The 19,890-nt window shown below is 56.4% G+C and carries 16 protein-coding genes; 6 read left to right on the top strand and 10 right to left on the bottom strand.

The genetic code is table 11. The features are described from left to right. Nucleotides 1-5: 5 nt before the first annotated feature. The 5 genes from rsmD to D9V82_RS08480 form a co-directional block, all read right to left on the bottom strand. Nucleotides 6-599 (bottom strand): 16S rRNA (guanine(966)-N(2))-methyltransferase RsmD, encoded by a 594-nt coding sequence (gene rsmD / locus D9V82_RS08505; RefSeq protein WP_121911976.1) that lies wholly within the window; start codon nucleotides 597-599, stop codon nucleotides 6-8. Between the two features lie 231 nt (nucleotides 600-830). Continuing rightward, nucleotides 831-2,963 (bottom strand): ATP-dependent DNA helicase RecG, encoded by a 2,133-nt coding sequence (locus tag D9V82_RS08495; RefSeq protein WP_121911975.1) that lies wholly within the window; start codon nucleotides 2,961-2,963, stop codon nucleotides 831-833. 2 nt (nucleotides 2,964-2,965) lie between these two features. After that, nucleotides 2,966-4,318 (bottom strand): DAK2 domain-containing protein, encoded by a 1,353-nt coding sequence (locus D9V82_RS08490; protein WP_121911974.1) that lies wholly within the window; start codon nucleotides 4,316-4,318, stop codon nucleotides 2,966-2,968. Between the two features lie 10 nt (nucleotides 4,319-4,328). Next, nucleotides 4,329-4,967 (bottom strand): uracil-DNA glycosylase, encoded by a 639-nt coding sequence (locus D9V82_RS08485; protein ID WP_121911973.1) that lies wholly within the window; start codon nucleotides 4,965-4,967, stop codon nucleotides 4,329-4,331. Between the two features lie 2 nt (nucleotides 4,968-4,969). Next, complete coding sequence (locus D9V82_RS08480) at nucleotides 4,970-6,007, bottom strand: thiamine-phosphate kinase (protein ID WP_121911972.1); 1,038 nt, start codon at nucleotides 6,005-6,007, stop codon at nucleotides 4,970-4,972. Between D9V82_RS08480 and D9V82_RS08475 the strand changes: the two genes are divergently transcribed. Continuing rightward, a complete protein-coding gene (locus tag D9V82_RS08475; protein ID WP_121911971.1) occupies nucleotides 5,955-6,854 on the top strand; it encodes a DUF3515 domain-containing protein in 900 nt (299 codons plus the stop codon). The genes D9V82_RS08480 and D9V82_RS08475 overlap by 53 nt on opposite strands. A 41-nt stretch (nucleotides 6,855-6,895) precedes the next feature. Here D9V82_RS08475 and D9V82_RS08470 read toward each other — a convergent pair whose 3' ends face one another. After that, complete coding sequence (locus D9V82_RS08470; RefSeq protein ID WP_121911970.1) at nucleotides 6,896-7,963, bottom strand: D-alanine--D-alanine ligase family protein; 1,068 nt, start codon at nucleotides 7,961-7,963, stop codon at nucleotides 6,896-6,898. Between the two features lie 21 nt (nucleotides 7,964-7,984). Continuing rightward, a complete protein-coding gene (locus tag D9V82_RS08465; protein ID WP_121912016.1) occupies nucleotides 7,985-8,983 on the bottom strand; it encodes an NAD(P)H-dependent glycerol-3-phosphate dehydrogenase in 999 nt (332 codons plus the stop codon). A gap of 149 nt (nucleotides 8,984-9,132) precedes the next feature. Here D9V82_RS08465 and D9V82_RS08460 point away from each other — a divergent pair, with 149 nt between their 5' ends. Continuing rightward, entirely contained in the window at nucleotides 9,133-10,131 is a 999-nt protein-coding gene (locus D9V82_RS08460; protein WP_121911969.1) for an NUDIX hydrolase, read from the top strand. Between the two features lie 117 nt (nucleotides 10,132-10,248). Here D9V82_RS08460 and leuD read toward each other — a convergent pair whose 3' ends face one another. Both leuD and leuC read right to left on the bottom strand, forming a co-directional pair. Continuing rightward, complete coding sequence (gene leuD / locus D9V82_RS08455; RefSeq protein ID WP_121911968.1) at nucleotides 10,249-10,839, bottom strand: 3-isopropylmalate dehydratase small subunit; 591 nt, start codon at nucleotides 10,837-10,839, stop codon at nucleotides 10,249-10,251. A gap of 22 nt (nucleotides 10,840-10,861) precedes the next feature. After that, entirely contained in the window at nucleotides 10,862-12,283 is a 1,422-nt protein-coding gene (gene leuC, locus D9V82_RS08450; RefSeq protein ID WP_121911967.1) for a 3-isopropylmalate dehydratase large subunit, read from the bottom strand. A gap of 52 nt (nucleotides 12,284-12,335) precedes the next feature. Here leuC and D9V82_RS08445 point away from each other — a divergent pair, with 52 nt between their 5' ends. From D9V82_RS08445 to D9V82_RS08430, 4 genes are all read left to right on the top strand, one after another. Beyond that, nucleotides 12,336-13,019 carry an IclR family transcriptional regulator gene (locus tag D9V82_RS08445; RefSeq protein ID WP_121911966.1) on the top strand — a complete coding sequence of 228 codons (684 nt, stop codon included), beginning with the start codon at nucleotides 12,336-12,338 and terminating at the stop codon, nucleotides 13,017-13,019. Between the two features lie 213 nt (nucleotides 13,020-13,232). Continuing rightward, nucleotides 13,233-13,526 (top strand): hypothetical protein, encoded by a 294-nt coding sequence (locus tag D9V82_RS08440; RefSeq protein ID WP_121911965.1) that lies wholly within the window; start codon nucleotides 13,233-13,235, stop codon nucleotides 13,524-13,526. Nucleotides 13,527-13,748: 222 nt separating this feature from the next. Beyond that, nucleotides 13,749-16,421: a YhgE/Pip domain-containing protein gene (locus tag D9V82_RS08435; protein ID WP_121911964.1), complete on the top strand. Its 2,673-nt coding sequence runs from the start codon at nucleotides 13,749-13,751 to the stop codon at nucleotides 16,419-16,421. Further along, a complete protein-coding gene (locus tag D9V82_RS08430; RefSeq protein ID WP_121911963.1) occupies nucleotides 16,418-18,607 on the top strand; it encodes a YhgE/Pip domain-containing protein in 2,190 nt (729 codons plus the stop codon). Before D9V82_RS08435 ends, D9V82_RS08430 begins: the two co-directional genes overlap by 4 nt. 515 nt (nucleotides 18,608-19,122) lie before the next feature. Here D9V82_RS08430 and D9V82_RS08420 read toward each other — a convergent pair. After that, nucleotides 19,123-19,302, bottom strand: a complete 180-nt coding sequence (locus tag D9V82_RS08420; protein ID WP_121911961.1) for a hypothetical protein — start codon at nucleotides 19,300-19,302, stop codon at nucleotides 19,123-19,125. Between the last annotated feature and the right edge of the window lie 588 nt (nucleotides 19,303-19,890).

Here is a 19,890-nt window from a genome sequence, read left to right as displayed (position 1 = left end):
CTTTCCTAGTTATCTAGAGTTTCATCGGCATCATCGGTAACGGGACGGCTAAAGATTGCCATATCCATGCGCGCAATGCCGAAGGTACGCTTCTTTAATTTCTGCCCCGTCGGCGCAAAACCTTCGGGCCATTCTGTCTCAGGCGATTCGACGTGACGTTCAATGACCACCATCGCGCTATCGGTAAGCACTGGCTCCATTGCGGCGATGAGCCCTGGGACATCGTCAAACGCATAAGGCGGATCGGCTAAAACCAGATCGAAGTAGCCACGCGGGGCACTAGCCAGGTACGTAGATACTTTCCTTTCCTCCACGCGGGCACCGGGATGTTTCACCACACCTATGTTGTGTTTGATGATGGAGACCGCCGCAGGGTTGGACTCCACCAACACTGCCTCGTCAGCCCCACGGCTTAATGCTTCCAATCCCAAGGCGCCAGATCCGGCGAATAGGTCAAGCACCTTGGAACCCGGAAACCCCCACCGGGCATTCAATGAGGAGAACAGGCCTTCCCTCGCGCGATCGGCGGTTGGCCGCGTTCCCTCTGCCGGGACTTTAATAGTCCGACCCCGCGCTTCGCCTGCAATAATCCGCGTCATTTACGCTTCTCCAATCTCCATAATTAAGTCTCCACCAATAATATTGCCCAAATCCGCCGCCGCTACGCGCGAATTGTCCCCGGGCCCGGGGACAAGCCAGAAGATCCTAGCTTCGTCGTCGCAATGGTAACTAGCGCATAACACATGCTAATTTTCGCGCCTCCAACGCCAAAGCAGCACACGATGCCCGCGAAAGGGGCGTAGATTTTCCTACTTATAGATTAAACCCTCTCAGTTTTTCTCCAAGAATTCCTGCTCGCTTTCGCTCAAATTCCGCGTCAGCTCTTCTGCTAACTGGGGATTGCGCTGGACCATGGCATAGGCATCTGCGTGGGTGCGCTCGACGATATCCTGGTCATCAGCAAGGTTGAGCAACCGAAGCGTCCGGTGCGTACCAGATTGCACCGCCCCCAGGATATCGCCCTCGTGCCGTTGCCGAAGATCTAATTCCGCAAGTTCAAACCCAGACGAGGTTTGGGCAATCTGGGTTATGCGCCGATATGAGGGCGAGTTATCCTCCGCTTTCGTATGCATCAGGCAAATGGACGCATTGCCGCCGCGCCCTACACGCCCGCGCAATTGGTGCAGCTGGGACACGCCGAAATTCTCCGCCTCTCGGATGAGCATGACCGTAGCGTTGGGAACATCGACGCCCACCTCGATGACCGTAGTCGAAACCAGGATATCAATCTCACCTCGGGCAAAAGAGGTCATGACCTCATCCTTATTTGGCATCTTGCCGTGCAAGATATCTACCCGCAGCCCCTTAAACGGGCCGGCGGCAAGCTGTTCCGCCAACTCAAGCACGCCGCCCTCGCCTTCAATGCGCGGGCAGACGATATACGCCTGGTGGCCCTGCGCCACTTCCTCGCGAATGCGCTCGAGCGCCCGCGCAACCCATGTAGGCCGCCACTCCGCCACCACAGCAGACTGGATAGGTTTTCTCCCGCCGGGCAGCTCAGCAAGCGTCGAGACCGCGAGATCACCGAAAATCGTCATGGCGATGGTACGCGGTATAGGTGTCGCCGTCATGACCAACACATGGGGGCTAATCCCCTCGCGCGTTTTGGAACGCAAGCTATCACGTTGCTCAACGCCAAAGCGGTGCTGCTCATCCACGATCACCAAACCCAAATCGAAGAACTCGACTGATTCTTGAATGATGGCATGCGTACCGATGATGATATTCGCCTCCCCGGAGACGATATCGAGCAGCGCTTGGCGCTTTTCAGCAGTGCGCATGGAGCCGGTTAAGAGCACCACCTTGACCCCTTCTGGAACCGACGTGCCAATAGAGGCCGCGTGCTGGGAGGCCAGGACCTCGGTAGGAGCCAGCAGCGCCGCCTGGCTTCCGGCATCGATGGCCTGCAGCATGGCGCAGGTTGCAACCATGGTTTTACCCGAGCCAACTTCACCCTGCAAAAGGCGCATCATGGGTAAGGAGCCGGACAGGTCATTATCAATCTCAGTGATAACCCGTCGCTGGCCTGGTGTGAGTTCAAACGGCAAGTGGGCCAATAACTCTTCGCGAAAACCGCCCAAAATAGCGGGCATCGTCGGCGCAGTGTGCGCATGCGCATCACGTTGGCGCAGCGCCATGACCAGGCCAATAGAAAGCGCCTCATTGTACTTGAGGCGCTGAATCGCGCGTTGTGGGCCAGCCGCGCCGGGCTCATGAATCTCGCGCACCGCTTGGTCCAGGCTGATAATCATTTGCTGGTCTAACGGTTCACGGATGGTTGGGGTATGCGCGAGCACATAGTGAATGGCCCCCATGAGGTACCACGAGGTGATCTTTGCGGTGGCAGGATATACCGGGATCCATTCCCGCTCGAGCAATAATTTATCCAGTCGCCCGAATTGGGACAGATTGCGCAGGGACCCGGTCGCCTTCTGTGACTTTTTCTTTCCCGTCGCTGGGGCCTGTGCGCGGTAGGCGGCAAGCTCCCCGTCGGGCCGCCCAAAGGCGTCAATTTCTACGAAATCCGGTTGCTGCAGCTGGGGCTGCTGGCGGAAATATTTCAATTTTCCGCTCATCATCACCCGCTGCCCGCGATGGAGCAGACGCAAGACGTACATGGCATTAAAAAACGTGGCGATGATATGACCATCGAGCTGGACGTTGATGATGGTCGTCTTGCCCGTATCGCGGGTTGTTATTCCTGTTACGGTTCCCGTGACGGTGACGATATCGCCCTCGGCGGCATCGCCAAGCCCCACGTCTTTATTATGGCGAATATAGTCACGCGGATAGTGGGCCAGGAGTTCCCCGCAGGTCTGATATCCCAGTGCCTTAGTGATCTTCGTGGCGTCTTTTTTGTCCAATACATCGCTTAAAGGGCGATCATCCTGCCAGCCAAGCATCGCTATTCCACTCCAATCTCCGTAGGGATACCTGGCACCTGCACGGCCACTACATCTACGCCCAGCTCTGCCGCCAATCCTTCTTGCGAGATACTAAGAGGACTAATGACCATGACCTGTTCGCCGCCCGCGGCAAGCAGCTCACGCCCCATCTGCGCGATCGCTGCCTCTGTTTCTTCTGCCGGGTGCGCCACCCGCATCGACTGTGCCGCCTCGCGCATGGACTCTACGACCGAAACGGTATCCGTATTATCTGGTTCATAAACCGAAATGGCGGCCAGCCCCGCCGCGAGGGAAGAAATACTCACGGTATGCGCTGCAGTTTCGCGTTCTTCTAGTCCGCTGGATAAAACGATGTCCTCGCCCGCCGCGTGGATTGTTTCGCCCGGCTCGACTGCCGTAACCCCGGCGGATCGCGCAAGCTCAGCCACAGGGCCGGCGGGTACCACGGCATAAACGGTGCGCGTATGACCGTTGTCAGTGAGTTCGGGGTGGGCTAGGACGCTGGGAAGTGCCTCTAAACGCAAATCGCTGACCAATCCTTCAGCATAGGCGGTTTCAATAACCTCGCCGGCCCGGGTGGAATGGATGTGGATCGAAGCGCTGTCCTCACCTGCTTGTGCAATGACCAAACTCGTGCCCAAGGACGCAATCTTTTCTTTCAGCGCTGCGCTATCGCCTTCAAAAAAGAAGACCACCTCAAGTTCGGTGGCGGCCTCCGGCATAAATTCGGGCACGTGGCTGGTCGCGCCTTCGATTTCTGCAAGGAGTGCCTCTAGAAGAATCACTAGGCCGGCACCGCCTGCATCCACCACCCCGGCTGCACGCAGCTCCGGCAGTTGCGAGGGCGTTTCTGCAAGCGCCGTACGGGCGGCCGAGATAGTTTCCGATACGACGGCGTGAAAACTAGATTCGGGTTGCCGCGCGATGCTCTCAGCCTTTATTGCGGCACGTCGCAATACGGTAATGACGGTACCTTCCACCGGTTCCGAAATCGCTCGGTCCACGAGCTCTACCGCGTGCATGAGGGCGGCCGCAAAAATAGCGCCATCGATGGTGGAATCCACGGTGGCCTCCGCGACCCCGCGCAGGACCTGCGAGAGAATCATCCCGGAATTGCCCCGCGCCCCGCGCACAGCACCCATAGCTAGGGCGGCAGCAACGTCGCCGTCGCCGGTGTCCACCCTCGCGACGGCGGCTTCCATAGTGTGTGCCATATTCGAGCCGGTATCTGCATCCGGTACCGGAAAAACATTAAGTGCATTAATTTCTGCGCGGCGATGAGAAAGCTCGCCTACGGCGCGGTGCGCCCAATTGCGCAATCCGCGTGCATCCAGCGTGCTCGGGTATGACATGGGCAATAGTTTACAAGTCCCACGCTATCTCTCTCGCGCCTTGGTCACGCAAAAGGGCGTTTGCTCGAGAAAATGGGCGGGAGCCAAAGAACCCGCGGCTGGCCGAAAGCGGCGAAGGATGCGGGGAGGTAATGCAAGGCACATCGGGCAGAAAGCGCTCACAGGTTTGTGCATCGCGGCCCCATAAAATGGCGACCAGCGGGGTGCGGTTGAGGGCGCGAATGACCGCTTCGGTCACCTCTTCCCAGCCAATGCGCCGGTGAGAGCCCGCCTGCCCCGGCCCGACGGTCAGCACCCTATTGAGGAGCAATACCCCCTGGGCGGCCCAGGCGCTCAAGTCGCCGTCTTCGCGTCCGCGAACGCCCACGTCGTCATAAAGCTCGCGGTAAATATTGACCAAGGACCGCGGGGGCTTGACCCCCGGCCTAGTGGAAAAGGCCATTCCCATCGCGTGGCCTGGGGTCGGATAGGGGTCTTGGCCGACGATGAGCACACGGACCTCATCAAGCGGCATTAGCAACGCCCTGCATACATCTTCCGCCGGGGGCAGGTAATCCTGACCGGCCAGCGCCCGAGAAATCCGGGGCCACTGGCGCTCCAGAACCGGTGCGAGAACCGGTTCCCACGAGGGATGATAAGTCGGGTGCATATCTAAAATCCTGCCCATCCTTCTGCGTAACGGGGACGTGCGCCGCCTACTGTAACGCCACTTCCGCGCGAGACGGTGCCGATTTCCCGGAAACCTGAAGGTGCCTTCTTCGCGGTGGTTCCAATCAGGGTATGGTCCTCGCCACCGGCAAGGACCCACTGCCACGGATCGCAATCGAGGACAGCGGCCGCGGCGTGCAGCAGTGGATCGGGCTGGATGGCATCGGCATTCAAATCGATGTGTACACCAGAGCGTTGCGCCATGCTTCCGCAGTCTTGGATCAGGCCATCAGAATTATCGGTCATGGCCGTAACCTCTGCGGCGCGGGCAATAACTCCGCGGCCGGGGCTGAGCCAGGGGGCACATTGGGCATCAATAAGCGGGTGTAAATCCGCATATTCTGCGGGCAAATTGCGGCCGAATCGCTGCAGCAGGGACAACCCCGCCGCAGCGTAACCAATCGAGCCGTGGGCCACGAGCTTCTGGCCAGCGCGTGCCGCATCGAGAGTCAAAGCTGCCCGACTGCCGCCCAAAAAGCCAATGGCCGTGATATTGATAACCAGCACGTCCGAGTTCGTAATATCTCCGCCCACCAGCTCGGCGTTGTAGAAAGAGCAACGCTCGGCGATGCCCTCAGCCACGCTCCTGACAAAGCTCACCGGAGTATCGCCCGGTGCAGCGATGGCTAAAAGGGCCGCCACTGGGCGTGCGCCCATGGCCTCAATATCGGCGAAGTTACGCAGGATAGCCTTTTGGCCAATTTCGCGCGGTGTGGACCATTCCCTCAGGAAGTGGCGGCCATCGACCATCAAATCAGTAGACGCCACGGTTCGGGAATTGGGCGGTGCTGCGAAAAGCACCGCGGCGTCATCGCCATTAAGGCTGCTGGGAGCGGCCGTGGTAATTTCCCGAATAACCGCCTGCTCCCCCACGTCCGTGAGAGTCTGACTTAAGTTCACCGGCATCCTTTCGATAAAATGAGCCCCTATGACATCCCAATTTAACCGCACCATGATCTTCATTTCACTCGGGTTGTCCATAGTGATGGTTTTAGCCGTCTTATTCGGCGCAAAATACGTATTCACTAACACAGCCAAGGCCCCTGTAGCGGTCTCCCCGGTGGATTCCGAAGAGGCCGATTCGCAGGCGTGCAGGGATTTTGTGAATGCGCTTCCTGATCAAGCCATGGGCCAACCGCGCGCGGACATTGCAGAACCCGTTCCCGCAGGCGTTGCGGCCTGGGCAGCCAACTCCCAGGACAAGGTGACGGCGCGGTGCGGTGTTGCCATGCCCTTCCAGTACACCGACTATTCCACGACGCAAGATATTAACGGTGAGCGGTGGTTCCAAGTAAAGGATGCGACCTCTGGTTCGAACCTAACGACGTGGTATACGGCGCAGCGCTTTCCCATTGTGGCAGTAACAACCTTTAATGACGAAGGACCTGAAGATCTCAACGAGGCCGTTGCCACCTTGAAAGATAAGCCGGCGAAGACCCACCTACCCCCGTTGCGCGATATCAAACCGTCAAAAAATGACCGCTGCGCCGCGGTAGAAAAAGCGCTACCGGAAGAAATTGCGGACGGGTACCACCGCCGGAATATAGACGCTAAGGACACCTATGTGTGGAGCTTGGAGGGACACGAGGACATCGTCGTGCGCTGTGGGGTAGCCCGGCCGGAAAATTACAAGGCAGGCGTGCAGCTTCAGCAAGTCAACGATATAGCCTGGTTTGAGGATACGACCTTGGCCCAAGGCACAACCGCAGGAACCTGGTTTGCGCTAGGCCGCGAGAATTACCTCGCGCTGCATGCCCCGCAGGATTCTGCGCAGTCCGCATTGGTGGCCCTGAGTGATATCATCGCGAAGCACATCCCGGAAAGATAAAGGGAGCCAGGCCACACTGGAGCCGTACGCGGTGCGGGACCTTACGCAGTGCGGGCCTGGGCGCTGACGATGAGCACCTCAAGCAGCGTGGGATAATCCACGTCAGAGGCTGCCAGCACCTGCGGATACATGGAAATCGGGGTAAATCCCGGCAGGGTATTGACCTCGTTGATATACAGGCCTGCTTCGGTGACGAAGAAGTCTACCCGGGAAAGGCCGGAACAATTGAGCGCTTCAAAAGCCCGGATCGCCATATCGCGCAATTGCGCCGTGATATCTTCCGAAAAAGGTGCGGGAATCTGGGCCGTGACCACGTTATCTAAGTACTTGGTCTCGAAGCCATAGAATCCCTCATCGGAATCATCTATTCCCTTGAGCAGGGCCGGAACAGAGGCAATGAGGCAGCCATCCGGGTACTGCAACACGCCGACCTCTACCTCGCGGCCGACGATCTCTGGCTCGACCAAAATCTTGTCATCGTCTTTGGCGGCCACGCGCACTGCCTCTGGGAAATCCGCCCAGTCATTTACCTTGGATACCCCAATGGAAGATCCTCCGCGGGCTGGCTTGACAAAGACTGGCAGGCCCAAGCGCTCTTTTTCCTCCGCGGTTAATTCGGTGCGCCCCTTCACGATAACCTCTGGTGCTACCGGCAGACCAGCTGCGGTAAGAACCTTCTTGGTAAATTCCTTGTCCATTCCCACCGCGGACGCCAATACACCAGGGCCTACGTAAGGGATGCCAGAAAGTTCGAAAAGGCCCTGCACTGTGCCGTCTTCACCATAAGAACCGTGAAGGATGGGAAAAATAACATCGACCTGTGCATATAGCGAGCCATCACTAATCGTGCGGATTTCGCCCCGGCGCGATGGATCAGCAGACAATGCCAACTCCGTACCGCGTTTGACTTCTGGCATGATGCCATCGACGATTTCTAAACCCTCAGTGTCCCCCGGCGTCCACGTGCCCTCGCGCGTAATGCCAATGGGCACGACCTCGAATTTCTCCGGGTTTAGGTGCTTCATAATCGCGCCTGCAGATACGCAGGAAACAGAGTGCTCAGTACTGCGGCCACCATAGAGGACGGCTACGCGGGTCTTTTCAGTCATGGGCGAAATTGTACCTTTCTGCTACTCCGACTTCTTGGAACGACCCATAAGGGCGACAATCATATCGTCTACCGTCTTTCCCTGATGGCACACGCCGTAGACGGCTTCTGTAATGGGCATATCTACCTCAGCCTGCTGAGCAAGCCGGAAGATAGAATCCGAGGAAAACACCCCCTCTGCTACTTGACCGTTGGTGGCCACCTTTGCTAATTCTAGGCTCTCTCCTTGACCGAGGCGGTAACCAAAAGTCCGGTTACGGGAAAGTGGGGAGCTACACGTGGCCACCAAATCACCCAAACCTGCCAGTCCGGAAAGGGTAAAGGGCTCCGCTCCTAGCGCTGTCCCGAGCCGGGTAATTTCCGCCAGACCGCGGGTGACCATCGTAGCCATGGTGTTATTGCCGAGTCCCTTGCCTGAGGCCATACCGCAGGCCAAGGCGATGACGTTTTTACAGGCACCACCGATTTCCGCACCAATGACATCGGTGTTTGTATAGGGCCGCAGGTAGGGTGCAGCAATAGCCGCTTGCACCGCCTTGGCACGCTGCTCGTCGGTACAAGCAATGACTGTGGCCGCAACCTGCTCCTGCGCCACTTCCTTAGCCAGGTTAGGCCCAGAAAGCACCGCCACGCGCCGCGGATCCACACCTGCCGCACCCACGATGACTTCGCTCATGCGCTGCAACGTGCTAGTTTCCACGCCCTTGGAAATCGAGAGCAATGTGGAATCTACAGGTAGTGCGGGTGCCCACCGCTCGACGTTAGCGCGCAGGGACTGCGACGGCACGCCGAAGACCACGATATCCGCGCCGGGGAGCGCCTTTGTCTCGTCGTGCGTGGCTCGCAATGCCGCAGGAAGGTGAATATCCGGCAGATAATCCGGGTTAGTGTGCGTTTTATTGATCGCGTCCGCCAACTCGGTTCGGCGCGCCCACAAGGTGACATCATTTCCTGCGTCCGCAAATACCTTGGCCAGGGTGGTGCCCCACGAACCAGCACCCATTACCGCTACTTTTACCATGGCGTCCTCCAAACGGTTTTTCGTTGTTTCCACCATAAGTCATTTATCACTCTGCGCGTGGCAAGGATGCGTCAGGGATCTCCCCCGTGGAACAATGATGAAGAGTTTAACGCCCATTGTCACCCACCAAAGGAAGGCACGAAAAAGCTATGCCGAGCGCAAAGAAGATGCACGAGACTGATAAAGATAAAAAGTCCGAAAAATTCATTTCCGGTCGGCACCAAGAAATTCCGGTGGATCCCGCCAAAGAATTTCCCCGCACTACCCTTGCCGCCGGCGCCGTAGTCTGGCGCGGCGATCCCCATTGCCCCGAAATCGCACTCATCCACCGCCCACATTATGACGATTGGTCCTTACCCAAGGGGAAAGTGGACCCGGGCGAATCGCTTCCTACCACCGCAGTGCGAGAAATCGCGGAAGAAACCGGTTTTCACGTGCGCCTAGGCAAGCTCATTGGCAAAGTCACCTACCCCGTGCAGGGGCGCACTAAGGTGGTCTATTACTGGGCGGCGTTTTATCTCAGCGGCACCTATACACCCAATGATGAGACCGATGAGTTGCGGTGGGTGCCCATTGACCAGGCCCAACAGCTCCTGTCCTATAACGTCGATATAGATGTCGTCGCCAAAGCGCACAAGCGGCTGCAACTCGCCCCTACGACGCGCGTTTTATACGTCCGCCACGCCCATGCCCATGACCGTAAGAAGTGGGAGGGCGATGACAACCTGCGGCCTTTGGATAAGAAGGGGCGCCGCCAAGCAGAGATGCTTGTGCCCATGTTGGCTGCTTTCCACCCCACCGCGATCTATTCCGCCCGCCCGTATCGATGCCAACAAACCGCTGCGCCGCTTGCCGATGAATTAGGCATGGACATTGCGATTAATAAGGACTTCGGGGACGAGGCGTGGGGAAAAAACCCGGCTGGCGCCAAGAAGGCTTTCCGCCGCGTTGTAGAAGGCGGAGGGGTGCCGGTCATTATCAGCCAGGGACAAACCATGCCCGGCATTATCGAAGACTTGGCGCCGCAATTCCTCAAGAAACCGCTGGAGAAATTGAAGTTTAAAAAGGCTTCAGTGTGGGTCTTGTCCTTTAACAACGGTGTATTAACCGGCGCCGATTATCTTCCCAGCCCCCTGCCGGTGCGTTAACTAGCCTGGGTACTCCCATTTTTGACCCCTAGCCGCGCAGTATGGCTATTGGGAGGAGTAATGGACTCCGTTACAGTCATTTGATCCAAAATAGGGCGAAGTCATAGCGCAGGCAATTTATTTCGCGTGAACAGCGGGCTTGAAGCTGGCGCGGGAGTCCTCGTAATTCGTAATCGCTTCTTCATCGCGCAGGGTGATGCCGATGTCATCGAGGCCTTCCATCAGGCGCCAGCGCGTGTAGTCGTCGATATCGAATGAATAGGTGTTTTCACCTACCTGGACGGTGCGCGCCTCCAGATCGACCGTGACTTGGGTTTGCCCGGCTTCCAACTGCTTCCAAATTAGCTCAATGTCTTCTTGCTCCATCAATCCGGCAAGCAGACCAGACTTTCCGGAATTGCCGCGGAAAATATCCGCAAAGCGCGAGGAGAAGACCGCCTTGAAGCCGTATTCGCGCAAAGCCCAGACTGCGTGCTCGCGCGAAGAACCGGTACCAAAGTCGCGGCCAGCGAATAAGACGGAACCGTCCCTAAACTGCTCTTGATTTAAGACGAAGGTGGAATCGGAACGCCAGTTAGAAAACAGGCCCTCCGCAAAACCTGTGCGCTTGACCGATTTGAGGTAGCGTGCGGGAATGATCTGGTCCGTATCCACGTTGGAGACCCGCAACGGGACTCCCGTGCCGGTATGAGTGATAATTTTCTCCATTATTTCAACCTTTCTCGCTTGCTTATTTCAGGTCAGCCGGGCTGGACAGGTATCCGGTGACGGCGGTAGCGGCGGCAACCTGCGGGGACACGAGGTGGGTGCGCCCACCAGGGCCCTGTCGGCCTTCAAAGTTCCGGTTGGACGTGGATGCGGAACGCTCCCCTGGCTTCAGTTGATCAGGGTTCATGCCTAGGCACATCGAGCACCCCGCTGTACGCCACTCCGCACCGAAATCTTGGAAAATCTGGTCAAGGCCTTCCCTTTCCGCATCGGCTTTGACTACTGCGGAGGAAGGAACCACAATCATGCGGGTATTGGCATCAATGGTGCGACCTTTGACCACCGCAGCGGCGGCTCGTAAGTCCTCAATGCGAGCATTGGTGCACGATCCCACGAAAACGGTATCGATCTTGATATCGCGCAGTGGGGTGCCTGGTTGCAGGTCCATATACTCAAGGGCTTTTTTTACAGTGGCCTTGGAATTATCATCGCCATAGTCTTCTGGATCCGGTACGGATTCGCCGAGCGGCAGGCCCTGACCCGGGTTCGTTCCCCAGGTCACGAACGGCGTCAGTGCTGATCCGTCAATTTCTACGACGCGATCGAATTCAGCGCCATCGTCAGTAGGTAGCGTCTTCCAGTACTCCACCGCTGCCTCCCAATCGGCACCCTGTGGGGCGAACTCGCGGCCTTTGACGTACTCAAACGTTGTTTCATCGGGGGCCACCATACCGGCGCGGGCGCCAGCCTCAATGGACATATTACAAATAGTCATACGGGCTTCCATCGACATCTTCCGAATGGCTTCACCGCGGTATTCAATGATATACCCTTGGCCGCCGCCGGTGCCGATCTTAGCGATGATGGCGAGAATGAGGTCCTTGGCAGATACGCCGTCCTGCAATTCCCCGGTGACTTCGATGGCCATCGTCTTAAACGACTTCAAGGACAACGTCTGGGTAGCCATAACGTGCTCTACCTCTGAGGTACCGATACCCATGGCAATGGAGCCAAACGCACCGTGGGTAGAGGTATGCGAATCACCGCACACGATCGTCATACCGGGCTGTGTAATACCCAACTGTGGGCCGACGGTGTGCACGATACCCTGTTGCTCATCCCCCATCGAATGTAACCGCACCCCAAATTCTTCACAGTTTTTGCGCAGGGTAGAAACCTGGGTACGAGATACCTCATCTTTAATTTCCAAAAGGTTGCCGGATTTAACCCCCTCTGTCGGCACATTGTGGTCTTCGGTTGCTAGGTGCAATTCTGGATGCCGCAAAGTGCGACCTTGCAGCCGGAGCCCGTCGAAGGCCTGCGGGCTGGTAACTTCGTGCAAAAGTTGAAAGTCAATATAAATAAGGTCCGGTGCACCCGCCTCGCCCTGCTGGACGATGTGGTCGCGCCATACTTTTTCTGCCAAGGTCAGCTTCTGGTTCATAAACATCACTCCACACTTGAAATCTCATAATTTGGGACGTAGATTTCATTATATGGGAGAGTATAGCGCAGTTTCCGGAATTAAGGTACTAGACCGAGCAATGGCCATCATGATGGCTGCCGCAAACCATCCATCAACCCTTAATGAATTATGCGAAACCACAGGGCTTCCTCGGGCAACAACGCACCGGCTAGCGACCGCGTTAGAAGCACACCGCATCCTCGTACGGACCCCTGAAGGAAAATGGAAGGCCGGCCCCGCGCTTCCAGGCAACCGCGACCACATCCTCGACGTCGCGGGTCCCATCATGGACCGACTCCTCAATCGCACCGGTGAGTCCATTCAGCTCTATGAGCTGACGGGGACCACGCGCACATGCATTGCCGCCCGCGAACCAAAATCTGGCCTGCACAACGTGGTCCCGGTGGGACGACGGCTGCCTCTTACCTCCGGTTCCGCAGCGCGCATCATTGCCGGTTACGTAGACTTCCCCCTTGACACCGCGCACTTCAGCGCCGCCGACGCAGACACCGCCCGCCGACTAGGCTATGCCGAATCTATAGAGGAGCGCGAAGCTGGCTTGGCTTCCATTTCCGCCCCCGTCTTTGATTCCTCCGGCTTTTTTCGCGCTGCGCTGTCCATCTCCGGTTCCGCCGAACGCTTCCGCCCCTCGCCGGCTAAGAAGTACGCCCACCTCCTTACCTCCGCCGCCCGAGAACTTTCGGAACTACTCTAACCTCACCAGTACCCCACCAACGCCCTGCGCCGCCCACCGGCCCAGGGCGTCGTGTTTTTCCTCCACCAACCCCACCCCATTGCGTCCTGTGAAAAAATATTTAAAATCTCTCGCGCGCTATTGAAACCGTACTGAAAACATGATTTAATGAAAACAGAGTGAAAACGAATAGAGTCACTCCCTGACACCACGGCGCAGAAAGGATTCATGATTATGACTCACGCTACCCACACCGACCACGAGCACACCCACGGCGAAGGCTGCGGACATGTCGCTTTCCCGCACGGCGATCACGTCGACTTCGTACACGATGGCCACATCCACCGCGAGCACGAAGGCCACTGGGACGAGTGCGAGACCAACGATCACATAGAGGCTGAAGCGCATAGCGACCACACCCACGGGCAAGGCTGCGGCCACGTTGCCATCCCCCACGGCGATCACGTCGACTACGTGCACGACGGCCACCGCCACGCCGCTCACGGCGACCACTACGACGAGCACTAAGCCTCGACGGCAAGTACCCGAGCGCCGCGCTAATCCACTGCTATGACGCATGGACTACCGCGGCGCTTTTCCACACATTTACCCAGCTTAAATTCACCTTTTATTAACCATAGTCACATTCGTGCGCGGTGCTCGGAAACCCAAAGGTAACCAGGCTATCAATTTCGCGGAATCTGTCTGTTTGACTATTGGTTAGAACCGTTACGGTGCTACGGTTTTGGAGTGATTACTAGTTGGAAGCTTTTTCGCCAAGACTTCGTTCGCCTATGGCGGACACCGCAAGTCTGGGTGATTCTCATCGGTTTGATGATTACTCCTGCTTTATATTCTTGGGTCAATATCTCCGGTTTCTGGGATCCCTATGGAAATACGGAACAACTTAAAGTAGCCGTGGTGAACGAGGACAAGGGTGCCTCATCAGATCTCACCGGCAATATTGACGTGGGCGGGCAGATAATGAAAAAGCTGCACAACAACGACAACCTCGGCTGGCAGTTTTTGGACCGTGATGAAGCCGCACATGCTGTAAAGTCCGGCGATGTTTTTGCCTCGATTACCGTCCCGGAGGATTTCTCCTCTGACTTCATCAGCCTCTTCGAAGGAAATTACTCTCAGCCCACGCTGGAATACCAGGTGAATGAGAAAATCAACGCCATTGCCCCCAAGGTTACTGACACTGGTTCCTCAATTCTTGAGACCACGATTAGCGCGACCTTTAATGAAAGCGTAGCGAAATCAGTATCCACCGAGCTGCGGAAATCCGGCAGCGAACTCAGCGATAGGATAAGTAGCACCGCGGGTAACACCGCAAATTCCTTCGCAACAACCGCCGATACCGTGGCCAATTCCCGCAATTCCCTAGCGGATATCAACGCCACTATCAATAATGCTCGCCCCACCATCGCGCAGGCTCGCAAGTCCCTCGGCTCAGTACGGACTACGATTGATCATGCCCAGCAGGCCCTAAACCAGGTCACCGCCTTGACCGACGAGGTACAAAGAGAAGTAACTTCCTTCGCCGACGATGCCACCACCGCCTATATCCAAGGCACCACCGCGCTTGCCGATGGCACCGCGAACGCCAACGCCAGTATCGGTTCTGCCACCGGTAAGTTAAGCGGTGCTCTCAACCGTGTCGATGCCGCTACAGACGGCGCCCGGGGAATCCTCGGCCAAGCCGACCAGGCCATCGACAAATTAGCCAGTGTTGCTACCCTACCGGCACTTCCTCCAGAGCTAACCCAGCAAATTCAACAGTCGGTCTCTGAATTGCGCGAGCGCAACAACCAAAACCGCGCGGTGCTAGGAGAGCTGGATTCTCTCAATAGCAATACCAATGCCACCCTTGATTCGCTGAATAAAACCTCGGAATTGCTCAATTCCATGGCAGCCCAAGCCCGCGATGATTCCCTCAGACTGCGCGATGACGTGGCCAACGGCCTACCTCAGCTCAATTCCGCGCTCTCTAATGTCTCCGCTACCGCCGGACGACTATCTGCCTCCCTCAACAGCCAAAAAGCGCTAGTGGGACAAACGGATGGGCTTCTCGGGGGTATCAACGAGCAGCTGCCCCACGCCCAAGAGGTGGTAAAACGCTTCTCGGTCGATCTGGACCGCATCGAGGAAGGCCTGCGCTCCGCACGAACCGATGTCATTGCCTTGAGCAACACTGCTAATAACAACACCGTGCTGAAATCCGTCAATGGTCTTGATACAGATCACATTTCTTCCTTCCTCTCCTCACCCGCAAAGATGGACAACCACGCGGTCTTCCCTGTCACGCACTACGGCTCCGGTATGTCTTCACTGTTTATCAACCTCACCCTGTGGATCGGCGCCTTCATGCTACTGATCATTTTCCGTGCCGAGGTTGACCCGCAGGGCCGTCGGGACCTCACCGTCAGCAAGGCGTATTTTTCGCGCTTTTTGCTCCTCAGCTTTTTTGCTATTGCCCAGGCGCTTATCGTCTCCATCGGTAACTTGGTCATCGGCGTCGAGCACGTCAGCGCTAGCGCTTATGTCCTTACCTCTGTGTTCATCAGCCTGTGCTACCTCAGCATTACTTATGGCCTTGTTTCAACATTCGGCCATGTGGGCCGCGGTATAGCGGTCGTCCTTGCCTTTATTCAAATTCCCGGTGCATCGGGCCTATATCCCATCGAGATGACACCGGACTTCTTCCGCGCCGTTCACCCCTTCTTGCCCTTTACCTATGGCATCGGCGCGATGCGCGAGACGGTGGGTGGATTCTACGGCGCCCACTACATCCGCGATCTCGCTGCACTGACCGGCATGGCAGTCGTCGCCTATCTCATGGGCACCTTCTTAAGGCGCGGGTTATCAAACGTCACGATGCTGGTCAATGACGAGCTGGCCAAGGGCGGGCTCGTTATCCACGAACAGGTCCATTTGGTTGGCAGCCGCTACCGCTTCACCGATCTCCTGTATGCCTCTGCGGACCGCGATGGCTACCAAAGGAGCTTGGACACCAAATGGGTGACAGCCCGGAAGAACTATTCACAGTTAATGAAGCTCACCATCGCCATTGGGCTGGCTTTACTCTTCGCGCTCGTGATTCTCTCCCGTTTAATACCGGATCAAAAGGCGATATTTTTTGGCATTGCTTGCCTCGTGGCGCTTTTGGCAGTCGCCGTCATTTGTTCGCTGGAATACGTTAAACAAAGCATCGCGCACGACACGCGCCTCGCGGCTCTCAGCGATGAAGAAATCCAGCAGCACCTCGACCATCAACGCCAAAACTCCAATCAACATCGGCTAGAAGATGTCCGGTCGGATAAACATGCCAAAATATCTTCTACCCCCCAATCACCGGCCGATGCCACAGATAGTCCCGCCGCCGACGGCGATGCATCTCAAAAGGGAGATCCGTCATGAACAATATCCTGACCATTCTCCGCGATGACCTCAAGGCCATCCGTGGCAACGTAATGACCGCCGTCATCATCTTCGGTCTCGCCATTATCCCGTTGCTTTTTACCACCTTTAACGCGCTCGCCAGCTGGGACCCGTTTGCCAATACCAAGCAATTAAAAATCGCCGTCGCCAGTGAGGATGAGGGCCACCAAAGCGACCTGGCTTCGCTCAAGCTCAACTTAGCCGATGAGGTTTTATCCCAGCTCAGCCGCAACGATGAGATCAACTGGGTTCTGACCAATAGCGAAGATGCCATAGAGGGCACCAAATCCGGCGAATACTACGCCGGCATCATTTTGCCTAAGGATTTTAGCTCCAACCTCCTGACCTTTTACGTGGAAGGAACCGAGCCGAGCAAGCTTAATCTCTATACCAATGAGAAAAAGAATGCGCTGTCGACCACGATTACCCAACGCAGCGCTACCGGTGTGATAGAGAAGATCGATGAGTCTTTTACCCGCGTTGTGTCTAATGTAGGCCTCGGGGTCATTTCCTCGCTAGACCAGTACTTAGCCGAAGGTGACACCCAAGCCGCGCTCAATAACGTGCACCACCGCGTCACCGCGGTACAGTCCCGGCTCGATGCAGCCTCTGGCACGGTTATGGCGCTAAGCAACCTGGTAGATTCCACCATTCCGCTGACCCATGCTGCTAAAAATATCCTGAACGAGGCCGGAAACCAAGCATCCAGCACTACGAACGACAAGGGCCAGTCCCCGATAGACATCCTCAAATCCGCCCTGGCTAAATCCACTGATTCCTTGGATGCGTCCCTTGCCGCAACGCAGCAAAGCTACGAGGTCCTATCCTCACAAATCGAGGAATTGCTGAACAATGCCAGTGCCACCTCAGCGCAAACCGCCCAGACCTTCCGCACTGCCGCAGACCGCGTAGGACAACAAACCGCTGCCTTCCAAGGCGTCAAAAACAGCATCCAGAACAAAGCCAATAAGGTCAATCTTCCCGGCCCTGTAGCGGCGGGCTACAGGGCAGTGATGAGTCACATAGATGCCAGCATTGCCCAAAGCAATGCGCTATACGATTCCTTGACGTCTACTGCCAATAACATTGAAGATGGCCGCAACTCCCAAGAGTCCAGACAACAAACGCAAGAAGCGATTGCCAGCGCCAAGCAGGCTGTGGGAAACGCCCGCAAATCTTATAACGCTAAGCTTAAGCCACAGCTAGTGGCCTTAGGGGATAGCGTGAGACTGGTTGCCAGCGATATTGATGCGGTAAAGCGCGATATCACAGGCATCCGCACTACCATTTCTAATGACAACGACACCCTCGTGCGGGCTCGCGATCTGACCGCCGGTCTATCCGGTACTTTGCAACAACAGGCCGCCCGCTTTGGTGAGCTCAGTCGAAAGATCGAAGAAATCCGCGCCGGCGGCGACCTTAGCCAGCTCGCTGATCTCATCGGCGATGACCCTGAGCTACTAGCCTCCCGCATCGCCTCACCGGTCAATGTAGACCGGCATCCCATCTACGAGGTTGCTGCCTTCGGCGTTGGCATGACGCCGTTCTACTTAACGCTCTCCCTCTGGGTGGGCGCCCTGCTTGCCTGCGTGCTGGTGCATACCAACGCCGAGCGCAAATACTTGAAGAAGAACGAAGACATCGAAAAGAAAAATCAGTTCACCAGGAACCAAATCTTCTTGGGCCGCTTCCTTACATTTGGGCTCATCGGCATAACCCAAGCCACCCTCGTGGTTCTCAGTCTGATTTTCTTCGTGGAGATCGAACCGGAACACCCATTCATGATGCTCTTTGCCTCATGGATAATCTCACTAGTGTTTATGTTGATAGTATATTCACTGGTTATCACATTCGATAGCGCAGGCAAGGCCCTCACGGTTCTGCTCTTAGTCATCCAAGTTTCCGGTTCCGGCGGCGCCTATCCCCTGCCGTTGCTTCCGGAATGGTTCCAAAATGTCAGTCCGTGGCTGCCAGCCACCTACAGTATCGACGCGTTCCGCAGCGCCATCGCCGGCATTTACGAGGCCGATATCTTCCGCGAGCTCGGCATGCTCCTCCTCTTTACCATCCCGGCGCTCATCCTCGGCCTATTCCTGCGCCCCGCCATGGACAACTATCACAAGCGGCTCCAAAAGGCGATTAAGAAGACGAAGGTCATGGCATAGCCTCCCCCCACCTACATTCACCGCCCAGTGCAGCCTGAGAGGCTCGCTGGGCGTCCTTTTTGCAGCGGTGGACCCATTCCCCTCTGTTGGCGCTCACGGGCCGCTAACCCAGCCCCCATTCCCGCTGACCCCGTGAGCGCGAAGGGCGGACTGCGACTACCACAAGTGCTTTCCGATGCCCCTCCTCGCCCCGTGCACCCAGAACGCGATGTTCCATGTGGCCCAGCCAGAGCCGTTCAAACGCCGCGTAATCTATTTCTCTAGCCTCGGGAAACGCAGAAAGAAAATGGCAAAAGAAAAGGCTGCGAGCGGTGAAGCTCGCAGCCAATATATGGCACTTTCACGAAACTCCCCCACCAGCCTGAACCCCTGACCTGCTAATACCCCTAGCCCACAGAATTTCAGAGCTTGCACCAGAAAGCACGAAAATAGCTGCTCTCAGATAGATCTTGATTCCCAAACATGAACTGAGTATTCGGTGCGACTGTTCGTAGAATACTGACTAACTTCCGTCGCTACGCCACAGTCTTTTTCGAAGCCTCTTGGACAAGCTGGTACGCACGAGGATAATCATTTGCATTCTCGCTCTCGCTTACAATGAGGCGCGCCAAACGCAACACTGAATCATCCGATTTCTCAAAGACAGAATTACCTGCCCTGTCGCGCTTTACACGTTTACGTTGAAAGGTACGCATAGTGTCCTCCTTTGTCTCGTAACCTAGATTTTAGCAGGCATGTCACTGGTGATGATCCCATTTATTTAACAGATCAGCCATTACATCTAAAGTCGCGTCATGATCCCTTTTCCGTTTCAGCGGTGCTGCAAATGAGTTTGGAGTAACCGCAAGAGCACTTTTTTATCTTCCTCATCCACCTCACCAATCAATTGACCCAATATCCACTGAGATGTCTTCCACCACTCATCCAACGCTTTGTCACGAAGAGTAAGTCTCACACCGAACAGTGCGGAAAATGACGCAACCAGTGTCATCGACGCTGTTAAAATTTGTCCCGCGCTTAGTGAGTCTCGGAATAGCAACCCAGCAAAACTAACTCCGGCGAAAAGAACAAGAAAGAGCTGCCCGATCCACCGAGTATTGGGGTTGCCCGCAAATCGTGGACACGTTGTTAAGCTGCTTAGGGGTTAAGCAGCGGTTTTCTTATTACAATTTTGATCAGCGAGCTGGGCTTCGAAATCGACGGGGCTTACCATCCCGATGGACGAGTGGCGACGACGCCGGTTGTAGACAATCTCAATCCAGCGAGCCACCGCCTTCCGGGCT

The organism is Corynebacterium macginleyi (assembly GCF_003688935.1).
Taxonomy (GTDB): Bacteria; Actinomycetota; Actinomycetes; order Mycobacteriales; family Mycobacteriaceae; genus Corynebacterium; species Corynebacterium macginleyi.
This window is presented reverse-complemented; position numbering and strand designations above follow the sequence as displayed.

Excerpts from the sequence above, each read along its gene's own strand:
- D9V82_RS08420 (WP_121911961.1), bottom strand. The coding sequence starts at position 19,302 with ATGCGTACCTTTCAACGTAAACGTGTAAAGCGCGACAGGGCAGGTAAT.
- D9V82_RS08440 (WP_121911965.1), top strand. The coding sequence starts at position 13,233 with ATGACTCACGCTACCCACACCGACCACGAGCACACCCACGGCGAAGGC.
- D9V82_RS08480 (WP_121911972.1), bottom strand. The coding sequence starts at position 6,007 with ATGGACAACCCGAGTGAAATGAAGATCATGGTGCGGTTAAATTGGGAT.
- D9V82_RS08485 (WP_121911973.1), bottom strand. The coding sequence starts at position 4,967 with ATGCACCCGACTTATCATCCCTCGTGGGAACCGGTTCTCGCACCGGTT.
- D9V82_RS08475 (WP_121911971.1), top strand. The coding sequence starts at position 5,955 with ATGACATCCCAATTTAACCGCACCATGATCTTCATTTCACTCGGGTTG.
- D9V82_RS08445 (WP_121911966.1), top strand. The coding sequence starts at position 12,336 with ATGGGAGAGTATAGCGCAGTTTCCGGAATTAAGGTACTAGACCGAGCA.
- D9V82_RS08470 (WP_121911970.1), bottom strand. The coding sequence starts at position 7,963 with ATGACTGAAAAGACCCGCGTAGCCGTCCTCTATGGTGGCCGCAGTACT.
- D9V82_RS08490 (WP_121911974.1), bottom strand. The coding sequence starts at position 4,318 with ATGTCATACCCGAGCACGCTGGATGCACGCGGATTGCGCAATTGGGCG.
- D9V82_RS08460 (WP_121911969.1), top strand. The coding sequence starts at position 9,133 with ATGCCGAGCGCAAAGAAGATGCACGAGACTGATAAAGATAAAAAGTCC.
- leuC (WP_121911967.1), bottom strand. The coding sequence starts at position 12,283 with ATGAACCAGAAGCTGACCTTGGCAGAAAAAGTATGGCGCGACCACATC.
- D9V82_RS08495 (WP_121911975.1), bottom strand. The coding sequence starts at position 2,963 with ATGCTTGGCTGGCAGGATGATCGCCCTTTAAGCGATGTATTGGACAAA.
- D9V82_RS08430 (WP_121911963.1), top strand. The coding sequence starts at position 16,418 with ATGAACAATATCCTGACCATTCTCCGCGATGACCTCAAGGCCATCCGT.
- leuD (WP_121911968.1), bottom strand. The coding sequence starts at position 10,839 with ATGGAGAAAATTATCACTCATACCGGCACGGGAGTCCCGTTGCGGGTC.
- rsmD (WP_121911976.1), bottom strand. The coding sequence starts at position 599 with ATGACGCGGATTATTGCAGGCGAAGCGCGGGGTCGGACTATTAAAGTC.
- D9V82_RS08465 (WP_121912016.1), bottom strand. The coding sequence starts at position 8,983 with ATGGTAAAAGTAGCGGTAATGGGTGCTGGTTCGTGGGGCACCACCCTG.